This window comes from Actinobacillus indolicus (assembly GCF_004519515.1).
GTDB classification, from domain to species: Bacteria; Pseudomonadota; Gammaproteobacteria; order Enterobacterales; family Pasteurellaceae; genus Glaesserella; species Glaesserella indolica_A.
Window position 1 is genome coordinate 751,428 of the sequence record NZ_CP038145.1, and the last position, 16,830, is coordinate 768,257.

At 42.4% G+C, this 16,830-nt stretch carries 14 protein-coding genes and 6 tRNA genes; 3 read left to right on the forward strand and 17 right to left on the reverse strand.

The window, feature by feature from the left end:
* The 11 genes from nrfC to EXH44_RS03620 form a co-directional block, all read right to left on the reverse strand.
* Positions 1-675 (reverse strand): cytochrome c nitrite reductase Fe-S protein, encoded by a 675-nt coding sequence (gene nrfC / locus EXH44_RS03570; RefSeq protein WP_162856304.1) that lies wholly within the window; start codon positions 673-675, stop codon positions 1-3.
* Positions 672-1,307, reverse strand: a complete 636-nt coding sequence (gene nrfB, locus EXH44_RS03575) for a cytochrome c nitrite reductase pentaheme subunit (RefSeq protein ID WP_162856305.1) — start codon at positions 1,305-1,307, stop codon at positions 672-674. Before nrfB ends, nrfC begins: the two co-directional genes overlap by 4 nt.
* Positions 1,308-1,327: 20 nt before the next feature.
* Complete coding sequence (gene nrfA / locus EXH44_RS03580) at positions 1,328-2,767, reverse strand: ammonia-forming nitrite reductase cytochrome c552 subunit (protein WP_244238754.1); 1,440 nt, start codon at positions 2,765-2,767, stop codon at positions 1,328-1,330.
* 243 nt (positions 2,768-3,010) lie between these two features.
* A tRNA-Leu gene (locus EXH44_RS03585) sits at positions 3,011-3,097 on the reverse strand.
* A gap of 17 nt (positions 3,098-3,114) precedes the next feature.
* Positions 3,115-3,190 (reverse strand) — tRNA-Gly (locus EXH44_RS03590).
* 29 nt (positions 3,191-3,219) lie between these two features.
* Positions 3,220-3,306 (reverse strand) — tRNA-Leu (locus EXH44_RS03595).
* 18 nt (positions 3,307-3,324) lie between these two features.
* Positions 3,325-3,400, reverse strand: a tRNA-Gly gene (locus EXH44_RS03600).
* A 29-nt stretch (positions 3,401-3,429) separates the two neighbouring features.
* A tRNA-Leu gene (locus EXH44_RS03605) sits at positions 3,430-3,516 on the reverse strand.
* A gap of 17 nt (positions 3,517-3,533) precedes the next feature.
* Positions 3,534-3,609: transfer RNA gene (locus tag EXH44_RS03610), tRNA-Gly, on the reverse strand.
* A 180-nt stretch (positions 3,610-3,789) separates the two neighbouring features.
* A complete protein-coding gene (gene mfd / locus EXH44_RS03615; protein ID WP_162856307.1) occupies positions 3,790-7,245 on the reverse strand; it encodes a transcription-repair coupling factor in 3,456 nt (1,151 codons plus the stop codon).
* Positions 7,246-7,350: 105 nt separating this feature from the next.
* Positions 7,351-7,815, reverse strand: a complete 465-nt coding sequence (locus EXH44_RS03620; protein ID WP_162856308.1) for a nuclear transport factor 2 family protein — start codon at positions 7,813-7,815, stop codon at positions 7,351-7,353.
* 67 nt (positions 7,816-7,882) lie between these two features.
* On the opposite strand from EXH44_RS03620, the gene EXH44_RS03625 reads away from it, so the two are divergent.
* Entirely contained in the window at positions 7,883-8,953 is a 1,071-nt protein-coding gene (locus EXH44_RS03625) for an MFS transporter (RefSeq protein ID WP_162856309.1), read from the forward strand.
* A gap of 73 nt (positions 8,954-9,026) precedes the next feature.
* On the opposite strand, the gene pepT is transcribed toward EXH44_RS03625, so the two are convergent.
* From pepT to serB, 6 genes are all read right to left on the reverse strand, one after another.
* Positions 9,027-10,271, reverse strand: coding sequence for a peptidase T (pepT, locus tag EXH44_RS03630; RefSeq protein ID WP_162856310.1), 1,245 nt, complete (start codon positions 10,269-10,271; stop codon positions 9,027-9,029).
* A gap of 24 nt (positions 10,272-10,295) precedes the next feature.
* Entirely contained in the window at positions 10,296-11,387 is a 1,092-nt protein-coding gene (recF, locus tag EXH44_RS03635; RefSeq protein WP_162856311.1) for a DNA replication/repair protein RecF, read from the reverse strand.
* A gap of 243 nt (positions 11,388-11,630) precedes the next feature.
* On the reverse strand, positions 11,631-12,734 hold the full coding sequence (gene dnaN / locus EXH44_RS03640) for a DNA polymerase III subunit beta (RefSeq protein ID WP_005711096.1): 1,104 nt from the start codon (positions 12,732-12,734) through the stop codon (positions 11,631-11,633).
* Between the two features lie 9 nt (positions 12,735-12,743).
* Entirely contained in the window at positions 12,744-14,096 is a 1,353-nt protein-coding gene (gene dnaA, locus EXH44_RS03645) for a chromosomal replication initiator protein DnaA (RefSeq protein WP_208717165.1), read from the reverse strand.
* A gap of 206 nt (positions 14,097-14,302) precedes the next feature.
* Positions 14,303-14,794 (reverse strand): YajQ family cyclic di-GMP-binding protein, encoded by a 492-nt coding sequence (locus tag EXH44_RS03650; protein ID WP_108923497.1) that lies wholly within the window; start codon positions 14,792-14,794, stop codon positions 14,303-14,305.
* A gap of 11 nt (positions 14,795-14,805) precedes the next feature.
* The gene (gene serB / locus EXH44_RS03655; RefSeq protein WP_162856313.1) at positions 14,806-15,666 is read right to left on the reverse strand and encodes a phosphoserine phosphatase SerB; all 861 of its coding nucleotides are present in this window, start codon (positions 15,664-15,666) and stop codon (positions 14,806-14,808) included.
* Positions 15,667-15,749: 83 nt separating this feature from the next.
* Between serB and EXH44_RS03660 the strand changes: the two genes are divergently transcribed.
* Entirely contained in the window at positions 15,750-16,418 is a 669-nt protein-coding gene (locus EXH44_RS03660) for a YtjB family periplasmic protein (protein ID WP_162856314.1), read from the forward strand.
* 97 nt (positions 16,419-16,515) lie between these two features.
* Positions 16,516-16,734, forward strand: a complete 219-nt coding sequence (gene infA, locus EXH44_RS03665; RefSeq protein WP_005712424.1) for a translation initiation factor IF-1 — start codon at positions 16,516-16,518, stop codon at positions 16,732-16,734.
* Positions 16,735-16,830 lie beyond the last annotated feature (96 nt).

Genomic DNA, 16,830 nt, shown 5'->3' on the forward strand with positions numbered 1-16,830 from the left:
TTACACCCCCTCTCTTTTGATATGATAGAGCTGTGGATCTGTGCCTAATTCAACTTTAGTACGATAAGTCGGTTTCTCTTTAATTAAACGGGAAATATCGCTATTAGGATCGTTTAAGTCGCCGAATGTTAGTGCTTTGGTTGGACAGCTTTCTACACACGCAGGCTGTTTACCTTGTGCAAGATTTGTATCTCGACAGAAGTTACATTTGTCTGCGGTTTTCTTCACTGGCTCAATGTAGCGAACACGATATGGGCAAACCGCAATACAATAAGAACAACCCACACATAAATTCGGATTCACATCCACAATCCCTGTAGTTTTATCCACAAAGGAAGCGCCTGTTGGGCAAACGCTCACACAAGGGGCATTGCTACAATGTTGGCAAGATTGGCGGAAAAATTCATATTTTACGTTTGGAAATTCGCCATAAGGTTGGCTACGAATAATTTCTAAACGAGATACACCCTCTGGCACTTTATTTGTTTCACGACAAGCGTCCATACAAGCAGTACAACCGATACAGGCTTGCTCATCGTGTAACATCGCATAGCGAATGGTTTTACTTTCTTTCTCAGTCGCAAGGGAGAGCTGACTTGTGGCAAGCCCCGCTGTGCCTGCCACGGCAATCACTGCTCCCGCCCCTGAGATAAAATCTCGACGGGAACAACTCATTTTTGATCCTTAGCTTCCGCTTTTTTGAACGTACCTTTGTGCACTTCCGTATGACAATCCACACAGAGTTTTACACGCTGTTTTGACTCAGTCGCTTTCATCGGCTCTTTTTCTGGGTGAAGTTTGTGACAGTTTACACATGCAATCTTGTTAGCGTGAGTATCGTGCGCCCAGAATTTTTCACGTAATTTGTCAGGATTATGACAAGCAAAACAGACTTGGTTTTGCTCTTCGACTGAACGCTCTAAGGCTGGATTTCTCGCTTTACCATGAGCGTTAAAACGCATTACGTCTTTCACACCTTTACGGTGATTTTCAGAAATATTGCCATGGCAGCTTACACAGTTAAGCGGTTTGCCGTTATTTGGGCTCACTGTCTCTGGCTGAAAGTGTTTGCCTTCATGTTTGAAGCGAGAAAGATGCCCGTGACAGTTCACACAATAGGTATTTGGATCACGGCGAGAATCTTTAGCGATAGTTGCACCATCGACATTATCCAATGGATTTGTCCAAATAGGCTGTGGCTGTGCTGGCATTTCTGCCAACACATTCGAAGAAATTGCAAAAAAACTCACTAAAGTGACCGCTTGTAAGGCGATCATTCGCCCGACTTTTGAGAAAATATGTTTCATAGTAGCCTCCACTTAGCAAATTATTTTGCGTCCGCAGGTAATAAGCCTTTCTCTTTCGCTTCTTTTTCCCATTGAGGTACTACGGTGCGTAAGAATTCTTCTTTCGCTGCTTTCTCTTTATCAAAGTCGATGCCGACCACTTGTTGTGCTTTCGCTTTTGTTGAAATATCAGGGAACTCAATCGGAGTTTGTACACCGTGTTTCGTTAAGATGACAGCAAGTTTAGTACGTGCATCTGCCGCTCGATCTAAGCCTGTTCCGATCACATGAAGAATTACATCAGGTGCGTGCATATGACCGCCGTGACCTGCTGCTGAGTAGTCCCAACGCCACTGTGCATGACGAATTGCTTGCAATGCATCTTTCATCTCTTCTTCAGTTGCACCCGCTTCCCATGCTTTTTTCGCTTCAAAGTGTGCTTTTACAATTTGGTCTTCTAAACGGATCATGACATCTTTGATCTGTTTTTTATGCTCTTTCACACGTGCTTGTAAGCTCTCTTTGCTTTGTTCGTGACAGGTTTTACAAGTATGTTCAAAGTTATCAAATGGATTGCCGATTTTGTGATCCGTATAGACTTTACCGTCTTTGGTTTCCACTTTTGGCATATGGCAATCAATACAGGTTACACCGTTTTTACCGTGCGTACCTAATGCCCAAGTTTCGAAGTCTGGGTGCTGCGCTTTTAACATTGGTGCTTTTGACAAGCCGTGAACCCAGTCAGTAAATTTGATTTCATCGTAGTATTTTTCCATACTATCGACATCAACACCTTTATCCCAAGGGAATGTCACCGCTTTTTCTTTACCCGCAAAGTAGTATTCTACGTGGCAGTTTGAACATACCGCTGCACGTTTACCATGTTTGTCTAACGTATCGAATTTCCAGCCAATCACTTCTAATGCACGTAAAACATGTGGACGAGCAACACGTAATGCTGCTTTGCCATCTTTAAATTCTTGAGAAGTAGTATCGTGACAGTCCGCACAACCGATAGGATTTACGATTTCTGAACCATATTTAGCCCATTTAGCATCAAAATAACCCACTTCGCCTTTTTCTGCGATCATACGTGGCACATCTGGACTTTTACACGCCCAACACGCCATTGGTTGAGGACCAGCATCTGGTTCCATTGGTGCGCCTGTACGCAAAATGTTACGCACGTCGGTAACCGCATAGAAGTGACCACGCGGTTTGTTGTAGTCTTTTGAGAAGGCATAGCCCGTCCAAAGAATCACTAAACGAGGATCTTCTTCTAATGCACTCACCACCTCTTTAGATTCAGCGGTCGCCGCCCAAGATTGATATTGTAAAGGATAGAGTTCCGCAAATTTATGATTTGCTGACTCAATCTTCACATCAGGCTTTGGACCTTCAAATTCTTTGGCTTCCCCTGCCCAAGCAGAATGAATACACCCCATCATCGCCATTGTTGCAACAAGGCTGTTTCTTAACATTTTGCTTACTCGTTTCACGCGAGCCTCCCACATAACTTGCTAAAAATGATAATTTTTCTTATTTAAAAACAATAAGATAGTAAAAGATATATTTGAAATGTATAAAAAGACAAAAGAATTTACTAGAGAATTTTGCAGTTTATTTGAAGTAAATCAAATAATCAGAATTAATTGATGACGAAACAACCAAATAAAAAAAAGATATAAAAAAAGCACCTTAAGGTGCTATCTTCTATTTTGAAATGGTGCCCGAGGCCAGACTTGAACTGGCACGCCCCGAAAGGCGAGGGATTTTAAATCCCTTGCGTCTACCGATTCCGCCACTCGGGCATAAACGCATTATAAAATGGAGCGGGAAACGAGGCTCGAACTCGCGACCCCGACCTTGGCAAGGTCGTGCTCTACCAACTGAGCTATTCCCGCATTGATTTGCCAAATTGTTTTTCTGTAAATGGTGCCCGAGGCCAGACTTGAACTGGCACGCCCCGAAAGGCGAGGGATTTTAAATCCCTTGCGTCTACCGATTCCGCCACTCGGGCATAAACGCATCATAAAAATGGAGCGGGAAACGAGGCTCGAACTCGCGACCCCGACCTTGGCAAGGTCGTGCTCTACCAACTGAGCTATTCCCGCATTGATTTGCCAAATTGTTTTTCTGTAAATGGTGCCCGAGGCCAGACTTGAACTGGCACGCCCCGAAAGGCGAGGGATTTTAAATCCCTTGCGTCTACCGATTCCGCCACTCGGGCACTACGCATTACAAAAATGGAGCGGGAAACGAGGCTCGAACTCGCGACCCCGACCTTGGCAAGGTCGTGCTCTACCAACTGAGCTATTCCCGCAATAAAAACGCTACGTTACCGTAGCGAATTTGTGTGGAGCATTCTAGTGATTTTTAAATTTTTGTCAAATACAAATCTTAAAAATTTATTTGTTCGGCTAAATTTTAGAAACTTCTTGGAAAATTTTCGGACAGTTCACCGATTTTGCAAAAAATCAGATCGATCTGACCACTTGTGATATTAATCTTTCATTAAACCTTCGATCAACTCTGACACAAACGTCAAACGATCTTCCGCCCGTTCCATTGGCTTGGTAAAGCGGAACTTCAACGGGCCGTCAAATTTATAGACATTTTTATCCGCTTGGATCAGTTTTAAAAACTTCATCGGATCAGGCGTTGCGGTTGGTTTAAACTCAAGATAACCGCCGTTGATCCCTGCATCGACTTTTTTCAACTGCAACCCTTTTGCCAAATGGCGTAACTGGGTAATTTGGAACAGGTTTTTCGTGGCTTCAGGCAGTAAACCGAAACGGTCAATCAGCTCAATTTTCAGATCTTTTAAGGCTTCGTCACTCTCTGCACTGGCAATCCGTTTATAGAACGACAAACGCATATTCACATCTGGCAGATAATCATCAGGCAGTAACGCAGGCACGCGTAATTCAATCTCCACTTGCTGTTGGGTAATTTCATCTAAAGTTGGTTCACGCCCTTCTTGTAAGGCTTTGACCGCATTTTCAAGCAGTTCCATATAGAGGGAGAAGCCTAAGCTCTCAATCTGTCCGCTCTGTTCGCTCCCCAGCAGTTCACCCGCTCCACGAATTTCAAGATCGTGGGTCGCCAGCACAAAGCCTGCCCCAAGGTTATCAATGCTACTCATCGCTTCAAGCCGTTGTTGAGCGTCTTTAGTTAGCGTTTTTGGCGGTGGGGTTAGCATATAGGCATAGGCTTGGTGGTGCGAGCGTCCGACACGCCCACGCAGTTGGTGTAGCTGTGCCAAGCCGAATTTATCCGCTCGCTCAATAATAATGGTATTGGCGGTCGGCACGTCAATCCCGGTTTCAATAATGGTTGAGCAAACCAACAGGTTAAAGCGTTGGTGGTAAAAATCAGACATTACCCGTTCCAACTCACGCTCTCGCATCTGCCCGTGTCCGATCACAATGCGGGCTTCCGGCACGAGTTCGGCAAGCTGTTGAGCAGTATTTTCAATGGTCGCTACATCGTTATGCAGATAATAAACTTGTCCACCACGCAGAATTTCACGCAAAATCGCTTCTTTGATCACCGTATCATCGCTTTGTCGTACAAAGGTTTTGATCGATAAACGGCGAGCCGGCGGACTGGCGATAATCGACAGATCTCGCATTCCGTTCAACGCCATATTGAGCGTTCTTGGAATTGGCGTTGCCGTGAGCGTGAGAATATCAATGTTAGCTCGCAGTTGCTTAATTCGCTCTTTTTGACGCACGCCGAAACGGTGTTCTTCGTCAATCACCAGCAAGCCAAGATCCTTGAACTGCACATCTTCTTGCAATAATTTATGCGTACCGACCAAAATATCGACCTTGCCGTCCGCCACTTTTGCCAAAATTTCTTTCTGCTCTTTGGCGGTTTTAAAACGGGAAAGCACTTCGACATTGATCGGATAATTAGCAAAACGATCTTTAAAATTCTCAAAATGTTGCTGTGCCAACAAGGTTGTCGGGGCAAGGATTGCCACTTGTTTATGGTTCATCACCGCCAAAAAGGTAGCTCGCATTGCCACTTCGGTTTTACCAAAGCCGACATCACCACACACAAGGCGATCCATCGCTTTCGGCAAGCACATATCGCTAATCACTGCATTGATCGCCGTTTTCTGATCTTCGGTTTCTTCAAACGGGAATGTGTTGCTAAATTGCACGAACGCATCACGATCGTACTCGAACGCAAAGCCTTTTTGCGATTCACGTTTCGCATAGACATCAAGCAATTCCGCCGCCACATCACGAATTTTCTCCGCCGCTTTCTGACGGGTTTTCGCCCACGCTTCCGATCCCAGCTTATGCAACGGAGCATTTTCATCCGTGCCACCGATATAACGGCTAATTAAATGGAGCGAAGCCACCGGCACATAAAGTTTGGCATCGTTGGCATAATGCAATACAAGGTATTCCGCCTTAATACCGCCTGCGTCAAGGGTGGTTAAACCGCCATAACGCCCTACCCCATTTTCCAAATGCACCACCGCTTGCCCGATTTTCAGCTCGGCAAGGTTGCGGATCAAGGTATCAGGATTAACAGTTTTACGGCTTTTTTCTTGTCGGCGACTTTGCTGAACCTTTTCGCCTAACAGATCTGTTTCGCAAATTATCGCCAGTTTTTGACCGCTTGTTTCAATAATAAACCCTTGATCAAGCGGTGAAATTAGCAAAGAAATTGGCGAATTGATCTCAGCCAGTTGCTTCACTTGCTTTGGCTTGATATTCAGCGGTGCAAGTAGTTCCAGCAAGGTTTCCCGTCTGCCTTCCGTTTCCACCGAAAAGAGAATTTGCCCCTTGAATGTCTGCTGAAACTGTAAAAAAGAGACAAAAGGTTCTTTTTGGTTGGATTGCACCGCAATGTCAGGCAACGGCTCAAGGTTGGCGTTCAGCTTCGCCGCCGAACTTCGTACTTTCTCGTTGGTTAAAGTTAAACGTGGATAGCCTTTTAGCTGTTGGTTAATCTGATCGATATTGAACCAAAGCTGTTCAGGTGGGAGCAACGGTCGCATCGGATCGACACGGCGACTTTCATAACGTCTTGCAGTATCCTGTTGAAATTGCTCGGCTTTTTGCTGAATATCGGCAAAGGTAATAAACAGCGTCTGTTCAGGCAGATAGTCAAACAAACTCGCCATTTGCTCAAAAAAGAGCGGTTGCCAGTACTCAATCCCTGCATTCAAAATGCCCTTGCTCACCTGCTGATAAATATGCTCAGGTTCACGGCGGATTTCCCCAAATTGTTCACGGAATTTGCCACGAAAATACTCGATCCCGTTGCTATCTGTCGGGAACTCGTGGGCTGGCAATAAGTTGATTTCGTCAATCTGCTCAATGGTACGTTGATTATCCACATCAAAGGTGCGGATCGTATCGATTTCATCGTCAAAAAAGTCCAAGCGATAAGGGGAATTTGCCCCCATCGGATAAAGGTCGAGCAATGCCCCACGCACTGCATATTCGCCATATTCCAGCACTTGTTCCACCGCTCGATAACCGGCATTTTCCAGCTGTAAGCGTAATTTCTCAATCGAAAAACGGTCGCCTTTTTTAATCAACAATACGTTGTTCGCCAAATAATTCGGCGGACAGACTTTTTGTAATAAGGTGTTGATTGGCAACAGGAAAATCTGCTTCTGCCCTTGTTGCAACTGAAATAAAGCAGATAAACGGGCGGAAATAATATCTTGATGTGGCGAGAAATTGTCGTAAGGCAAGGTTTCCCAGTCAGGAAAAAGCTGTACAGGCAGTTTAGTAAAGCTCGGCAAACTTTTTTCCAACCGCAACGCCGTACGGGTATCAGGTGTAACCACCACCGTCAAGCCTTGAAATTGCTGGCTTGCCTGCACAATCGCAAGGGTATCCGAATGCCCGATTAAGTTACCTAAAGTTTGATGATCTTGATGTGTGCTGTCCGCTTTCGGCAGACGAAATTGAAGTTCAAATGACATACAAGCGGTTTGATTTATCCGAAATATTGCAAATGAAAGAATTGTACTCGCTATGGGAGCTTGTTGCAAAAAATTAGGAAAATCTGACCGCTTGTATCAAAAGTATTAAGCCACTTTCTTGATGATTAATCGCTTAATTTGACGTTTTTCTTTACGCTCTACTGTGGTAATTGTGGCCTCAACTAAAGAAGCAGATTCAACACCACAAAACTCGCCAGACACATTCGATAAACTAGAGAACTGATTACCTTGGAAATTAAAAGTTTTGAGCTCTTCAATATCAGAATATTTCACATTCTGTTTTTGAATGTTCTTAATCCATTCTTGCTTAGTAAGCACTAACTCAGCACCAACGTGAACTTCAAAATCGTCCGATAATAATAGTTGTAAAGCAGGAAAATCTCGATATAACAAAGCATTATGAAGCTGATGATTAAGCTCAATAATCTCTGCTTGAGTCATTTCTCTTTCCGCTTTAATCGATTGAATCGCAGGATAACTCCCTGCAATAGAAGCACTTAATCCGAGCAGAACGGCAATCACTGGTTGCCAAAACTTCACTTTTTTCATTTTTATCTCTCCGAGAATTTGGGTATATTATACACAGATTTTTCCTTTGGCATACTCGGGTTATGTAATGAATGTTCAAAATATGATTTTGTGGCGTAAATTCTTCTCAGGTTTAGCTTACACCGCAATGCAAAGCGTCTTCTTTATCTATTTACAATATTATAAAGGGTTTGAAGCCAGCCAAATTGCTACCGCATTTTCATTATTGGTGTTCTCTAGCCAAGCCTTTTCATTATTTGCAGGCTCTTGGGGAGATCGCTTTGGGCGCTCTTATATTATGTTGCTCGGCTGTTTGCTAGATACCTTGGCTTATTTGTTGTTATTGCTGACAAATCAATATATTTTCTTATTGCTTGCGACTTTCTGTTTCGGTTTAGGAAGCACCCTATTTGGCACAAATGCGAGAGCTTTTTTACTCACCAATACGGCTGATAACTATACTTCAAAAGCAAAAGCACAAGGTAAATTTTTAAAAATTTCTAGTTTGGCATCTATGGTCGCACCACTACTTTCATTGCCATTTATTTTCTACCGCAAAGCCGAATGGCTGATTTGGGTGAGTTGCTTTATTGAAGTGGCGATGTTGCTCTTTATGCTCAAAGCCATACCGAAAGATGAGTGTAAGACCGCAAAAGGTGGACGCTTTAAATTCAGTGAAGTGAAAGCAGTTTTAACCAAACGCTTTATTTTTGTACATTTATTGCTCTTTATTCCGCTCGGATTAGGCAGTGCCTTTTATGTGATTTTCCCTTATATTTTCACTAACTTACTTGATCGGCAAGAGCTGGTTTCTATTGCGTTTTTTGTGAATAACCTGATTGCGGTTTTATTGCAGTCACGCTTTTCACGCAAACTCAATCTTGGCATCACCAAACTGGTCTATATTAGCCCGATTTTGATTATGTTGCTGTTCCTTCCATGGTTCTATACTCTGCAATCACTTTCTGTCATCTCTGCCTTTGCCTACTTAGTGATTTTTGCATTGGTGATTCTGTTTACTAATACGGCATTGGCAAATGTATTGGTGAAATTAGATAAGGGTGAAAATCAAGGGCTGATGTTTGGGATGTCTAAAATGATTCTAGCCGTAACGACTGCGGGTATTATGAATGCACTTCCGTTTGTATTTTTGATTTAAGCGTTAACAAGCGGTCAGATCATCTCATTTTTTTGCAAAAAAACGATAAGATCCGACCGCTTGTCATCACCCCTTACTCGAAGTGATGTTCACCAAAAGCTTTTGCAATTCCTACCAGCACATTTGTCGCCTGTTCCATCACATCAACAGAAATAAACTCAAAACGTCCGTGGAAGTTTTCGCCACCCGTAAAAATATTTGGCGTTGGTAAGCCCATATATGATAGGCGTGAACCGTCGGTACCGCCACGAATTGGCTCTAGGTTTGGCGTAATCCCCTGTGCTTTCATCACATTTTCAGCAATATCAACCAGATAGCGATAATCTTTGACGACTTCGTACATATTGCGATATTGCTCGACAATCTCGACTTTACCGCATTGTTCGCCATATTTTTGTTGCATTTGTGCCATACAAGCGGTGAGATCATTGCCGAATTTTGCTAATTCTTCACGCTCAAAACTGCGTAAAATATAGTGGATTTTACATTCGCTTAAATCGCCCTCAATGTCGTGCAACATAATAAAGCCTTCACGCCCTTCACTTGTTGCTGGAGTTAAGTGTGGCGGTAGGCTGTTTTGGAACTCACAAGCTCGCTCTAAGGCGTTGATCATCTTACCTTTGGCTGTGCCTGGGTGAACACTGCGTCCGTAGAAGGTGACAGTTGCCGCATCGGCATTAAAGTTTTCGTACTGCAATTCCCCAAGCGGTCCGCCGTCTAAGGTATAGGCAACATCAGCACCAAAGGCTTTGACATCAAAATGATCCGCTCCACGCCCGATCTCTTCATCAGTAGTAAAGCCGATACGGATTTTGCCGTATTTGATTTCAGGGTGTGCTAACAAGTATTCTACCGCTGACAGAATAATCGCAATCCCAGATTTATCGTCCGCTCCAAGCAAAGTTGTGCCGTCGGTGGTCACAAGCGTATGTCCGACTAAGCCGTTTAAGTTTGGAAAATCCTGTGGCGATAACGTATGCCCACTGCCTTTTAGCAAAATATCACCGCCTTGATACCGCTCAATAACCTGTGGCTTCACATTTTCGCCGTTGAAATCAGGGGACGTATCAACGTGAGCAAGTAAGCCGAGTACGGGAATGGCTTTGTCGCTATTGGCGGGCAATGTTGCAAAAACATAGCCGTTAGGATCAACGGAAATCTCGGTTAATCCCATCGTTTCCATTTCAGTTTTGAGTAGATGAAGTAAATCCCACTGTTGCGGTGAGCTAGGGACAGTTTGGCTTTTCGGATCTGATGTGGTGTGAATTTGAACGTAACGTAATAGGCGTTCAAGTAAGGCAGTTTTAAATGGGATCATTATTTTCTCCTTTTGGTGAATGGATTACGAACAAATGGGCTGAATACCCCCCTGTTTGACAGAAAACAGGCGATCATTGCTCTGCTCTTGCCACTGCATTTGCTGTAACTGGTCTTGGGTAATGGCGGTTACAAAGACTTGCGAACCGCTTTGGCGTAGGCGGTGAGCAAGTAGTTCACGTTTGGTTGGGTCAAGTTCTGAGGCAAAATCGTCAATTAAAAACAGGCATTGGCGATTTTTTTGGGCGATCAGATATTCCCCTTGAGCAAGGCGTAACGCACACATCAGCAGTTTGAGTTGCCCACGAGAGAGAACATCTTCGACAGGCAGACCGTTCGCTCGAAAACGAAAATCGGCTTTTTGCGGTCCAACCATGGTATAACCGACACTGCGATCCCGTTCAAAGCCTTGTGCCAAAATCTCGGCATAATCGCTCTCTTTTTCCCAACCTTGATGAAAGCTGACGCTGATTTCTAATTCAGGCAAGAAAAATCGGCAAGTTCGTTCAATCTCTGGGCGGAGGGCTTCTGCATAGTTTGCTCGAAGTTCGCTGACGATTTTCGCCAGTTTAGCCAGCTCAATATCCCACGGTTTTAACTCGCCATAGTGGCGAACTTGTGCCAGTGCTGAATTACGTTGTTTCAGTAGGCGTTTTAAGTTTGCCCAGTACTGATAAAATTCGTGATGTTGGTGAAACAATCCCCAGTCAAGAAAAGCTCTGCGGTAGGTTGGTCCGCCATTGAGTAGTGTTAAGCCTTCAGGGGTAATCACTTGCATAGGGAGAAGGTGAGCCAGATCGGAAATTTTTTTGCCATCTTCACCATTAATTTTTAAGGTGGTATCACCTTGGCGATTTTTTTGTAGCCCGACAGACCATTGATGTTTCGCTTCTTCGACCTTGCCGAATAGGGTGAATTGATCTTGATCGTAATGGATAATGCGATTACTGATGTGACTTTTAAACGATCTGCCGTGTCCAAGATAGAAAATCGCTTCCAGTAAGCTCGTTTTTCCACTGCCGTTTTCACCCACTAAAAAGTTAAAGCCGTGGCTCAATTCCAGATCCACGGCAGTCAAATTTCGGAAATTGTTGATGATTAAACGGGATAGGGGCATGTTATCGTTTTAACTAGCAGTTAGAATTATTTTGTACAAAAAATGATGTTTAGATTTAATTATTCCCTTCTGAGCCACCTGAGCGTGTTTGAATTTGTAGGAACATTTTTCTCTGAGCCAACAAAGTTGGCGAATTTAAAATGTTCCGTTAAGCAAATTCAAACTAAGCGAAGATTAGTGGCGAAGTTAGGGTGTGTTTCTTTGGTTACTTTCTTTGCACAAGCAAAGAAAGTAACAATACCCCTACAATCTCATCGGCATAATCACATATTCCGCCGTAGCATTATCGCAATCTTCAATTAAACAGCTTGAACTTGCATCTACAAGGCTAATACGTACACGCTGGCATTTTAATGTGTTAAGCACATCTAACAAATAGCTCACATTAAAGCCCACTTCCATCTCTGCACTTTGATAAGAGACATCAATGATCTCTTCTGCTTCTTCTTGCTCTGGGTTATTTGCCGTAATTTTTAACAGATTTTGATTTAGGGCTAAACGCACGCCACGGAAACGTTCGTTTGACAAAATCGCCGCACGCACCAAAGCACGTTTTAACACTTCTGCATCTGCCTCTAAAATACGATCTGCATTGCGTGGCAACACTCGGCGGTAATCAGGGAAACGTCCATCAATCAGTTTTGATGTAAACACAATGCCGTTCATTGATACACGCAGGTTGCTTGTACCGATTTCTAAGCGAACGCTTTCGTTATTATGTCCTACCAAGCGGACTAATTCTAATACGGCTTTGCGCGGCACAATCACAGAATGGGTTAAAAGCTCTTGATTTAATGCCATTGTGCAGACTGCAAGGCGGTGTCCATCCGTTGCCACTGAACGCAATAAGTTGCCTTCGGTTTCAAACTTCATACCATTTAAGAAGTAACGGGCATCTTGGTTTGCCATTGAAAATTGTGTTGCTTCAATTAAACGAGCTAAAGTCGCTTGTTCAATCGTGAAATCGACTTCAGGTTTCCAGTCCATTAAACTTGGATAATCCGAAGCAGGTAAGGTCGCCAGATTGAATTTACTGCGATCTGCACGGATAAAGACACGATCTTCATCGAACTGCACCGAAATTACGCTATCATCAGGTAAGCTACGACAAATATCTAAAAACTTTTTCGCAGGAATAGTAAATTTTCCTGAGAAACTGACCGCTTCAAACAGCTCCGCTTGGGTAGTAAGCTCTACCTCTAAATCAGTTCCCGTTAAAGATAAACGGCTTCCTTCAATTTCTAGCAAAATGTTGTTGATCACAGGCAATGTTGGGCGACTGGTTAATACGCCACAAACCTGTTGTAACGGCTTGAGTAACTGCTCACGGGTAATAGTAAATTGCATAACAATTCCTTAAGACGATAATTTGCGTGTTAAATTGGTGTAATCTTCTTGGATACTGTTATCAGTATCTCTCAGCTCATTAATGGTTTTGCAGGCGTGCATCACCGTTGTGTGATCACGTCCGCCAAATTCACGTCCGATTTCAGGCAAACTGTGGTTAGTCAGCTCTTTTGCTAATGCCATTGCTATTTGGCGTGGACGAGCCACTGAACGTGTACGACTTTTTGATTTTAAATCCGCCATTTTAATATTGTAATACTCAGCGACGGTTTTCTGAATATTCTCAATGGTAATTAAGTGATCGTAAGAGGCGATCAGATCTTTTAAGGCTTCTCGTACCGCATCCACAGTAATTTGACGGTGAGTAAAATTACTCCATGCAATCGCTCGATTTAATGCCCCTTCTAATTCTCGTACGTTTGTTCTTAATTTTTGCCCTAAGAAAAACGCCACCTCTTCACTTAATTCAATACCCCGCTCTTCTGCCTTTTTCATTAAAATAGCAACGCGCGTTTCCAACTCAGGCGGTTCAATTGAGGCATTTACGCCCCAGCTTAATCGAGAACGGATACGCTCTTCAATTTTTTCAATATTTTTAGGGAAGACGTCTGAAGTCACAATAATTTGCTTACTTCGCTCAAATAACGAGTTGAAAGTGTGAAAGAACTCTTCTTGAGTAATTTCCTTCTTCGCAAAGAATTGAATATCGTCGATCATTAACACATCAAGAGAACGATAAAATTTCTTAAAGTTCTCAATCGTGTTTGCTTGAAGTGATTTTACCATATCTTGAACAAAACGTTCTGAGTGAATATAAACCACTCTCGCATTCGGGTTTTGCTTTAAAATTTCATTGCCAATTGCATGCAACAAGTGTGTTTTACCAAGCCCTGTTCCACCATAAAGAGAAAATGGATTACAGTGACTTTCTCCAGGATTATTCGCTACTTGTTGAGCAACTGCTTTTGCTAACTGGTTTGATTTACCTTGGACAAAATTATCAAAGGTTAACGTTTCAATAAGCCCTGTTCTTAATGGTGCCGATGTACTTTCTTTGACTTGAGGGCTAGCGGGAATAGCTTGAGTACTTTCTTGTTGTTGCTCAGCAGGTTTGATTCCCACACGGACTTCAACTTGTAAATGATCATTTTTGGATAGTCCACGAGCCAACAAGATAATTTCATTCAGAAACTTTTCTTTCACCCAATTAGCCACGAATTGATTATGCGCATATAAAACGAGATCGCCATTTACCGTACTTGCTTGCAATGGGCGTAGCCAAGTACTGTAATCGGTTGGTGAAACTTTCGCTTGTAAATGACTTAAACAATCAGACCAAAGGGAAGACACAATCAGCTCCAAATTAACTAGGTGAAAAGGATAATATGATATCCGAAAATGTCGCTAAGATCTTGTAAATTTTTGAATCCACAGAGCTCAAATATCATATTAGACAGCTTGATTTTCTCCAACTTGTTCATTTAAAAAATAAAAGGTACAGTTTCAACAACTGTACCTTCTTTAGATTTGCAAAATTTCACTCAAATCTGACCGCTTGTAACCTTAAATTAGTCACGGAAGTTATTGAACTGGAACGGCTGTCCTAATTCTGCCGTTTTCACCAGTTGAATGGTCGCTTGTAAATCATCACGGGATTTACCCGTTACACGCACAGAATCCCCTTGAATTTGGGTTTGCACTTTGATTTTGGAATCTTTAATCAGCTTCGTGATTTTCTTCGCCATATCTGACTCGATCCCTTGTTTGAGTTTGATCTCTTTGCTATACAGTTTGCCGTGATGCTCACTTTCAGTCGGAATATCTAGCGAGCTGTGTTCGATTCCACGTTTTACACAAGAACCGATTAAAATTTCAATCAACTGCTCAAGTTGGAAATCCGACTCAGTCGTTAATTTGATACTCTCATTTTTCTCATTAAGCTCAATCACCGCTTCTACACCACGGAAATCATAGCGAGTGCTTAACACACGGTTCGCATTTTCAACTGCATTACGCACTTCGTGCATTGTAATTTCTGAAACAATATCAAAAGATGGCATTTTTATTCCCCTTATTTATTAAAAATCGTTTTGGCATTCAACAACAACACCAACGCTGTCAAATCCCCGAAGTTTACCACAAATTCCGCTTGTTCTTGTACTTTTGGTTTGGCGTGCAAGGCAACACCAAGGCTGGCAGTTTTTAACATCGGCAGATCATTTGCCCCATCACCTACCGCAACCCATTGTGATGCTGGAATTGCAAAACGTTCCGCTAACGATTTTAACGTTTCCGCTTTATATTGGGCATCAACCACTTTTCCTAATACTTGCCCCGTCAGTTTTCCTTCCACAATTTCAAGCTGGTTAGATACCGCATAATCTAAGCCGTATGTTTCTTTCAGGTAATCCGCAAAATAATCAAATCCACCAGAAGCAATGGCTAATGTCCAGCCGTGAGATTTTAGGATCTGAACCATCTGTTCAAAACCATCCATAAGCGGTAGGTTTTCTCGCACTTTTTGCAAAATACTTTCCGGCGCATTTGCCAACGTGCCAACACGCTTACGCAAACTCTGTTCAAAATCTAGCTCACCACGCATTGCACTGGCAGTAATTGCCGACACAATTTCCCCTGTGCCAGCCAGTTTTGCGATTTCATCAATGCATTCAATTTTGATTGCCGTTGAATCCATATCCATCACCAACAGCCCTTTTTCCGAAAGGCTCGGCGTGATGTCGAGCGTACTTAAATCGGCTTGTACAGCTTGTGCTTTTTCTCGTAAGCAAATGGTTAGATTTCCCTGAAAATATGCAATACGGTAGCCAAGATACTCTGCTTGCTTGATCAAGGTTGAAGAACTTATTTCGGCAAATTGTACAACCTGTTCATCGGTCAATGTTTTGCTATAAATAAAAAAAGTGTGTGGCATAAAGCTTCCAAGATGTTGTATTGAATTTTTGCTAATTTAGCAAAATTCCGTGTTACAATCACGCTCAATTTATGAGGGCAACTATGTATATTTCTCGTGAAAAAGCGATAAAAAGTAGCATTATCGCAGTGATTGTCGTACTTTGTTGTGCGATTGTTTCCGTGATTCTAAATGGAATAAATCATTTTAAAGTCGGTTCACAACTTGCAGGTGTTAATCAAGTCACAAACCTTTCTCATTTGCTCGTGCGTCAGCAAGCAAAATTATTTTCGTTAATGCTAGTAAAAAATGCGAAAACAGAAGAGTTAGTCGAAGCATTAGATACCTTTGCCAAAGAAGAGTTTGTGATTGATGCAAATCTTTATTCACCTTCTGGTACGTTGTTAGCACAAAGTAGTAATGCATTGGAATTTAAACCTAAATTAAGTCATGAAGAGCAAAATGAGCTGAAAACAACACAACAAATTGTCGAACCCATTTTGGCCCAGGATGATTTAGTCGGTTTTTTGAGAGTGACCTTTAATTCTCAGTATGGGCAAACAACTCAAAGTAAAATCAATGAGCTGTTTCACCTACTTTACGGGGAATTGATTATATTATTTTTAGCGGGTGGATTGTTTGTCAGCTGTTTTTTCTATTTTTCAGGTAGAAATCATGCCATTGCACCATTACCAATTAAATTGCCTATTGCAACATTGAAAAGCCAAACACAACGTTTTCACTCTCGCAGACGGGCTTTTCGCCGTAAATGATTGTAATTCGGGCTAGGGAGAGTATAATATCGCCCGTTTTTTGCCGAAATTGGCACTATTGATAAACTAAACTTAAACCTAATTCAAAGAGGAATAAATGGCTAAAGAAGATTGCATTGAAATGCAAGGTACAATTTTAGAAACCTTACCTAATACGATGTTCCGTGTAGAACTTGAAAACGGACACGTCGTTACTGCACATATTTCAGGAAAAATGCGTAAAAATTACATTCGTATTTTGACGGGCGATAAAGTTACCGTAGAAATGACCCCGTATGATTTAAGCAAAGGTCGTATTATCTTCCGTGCGAGATAATTAATTCAAGATAAAATATATCCATATTTAAATTTTTAAATATGGATTTTTTTATGACCTTTTTATACGGCATAGTAGCCAACTTTTCTACTATGC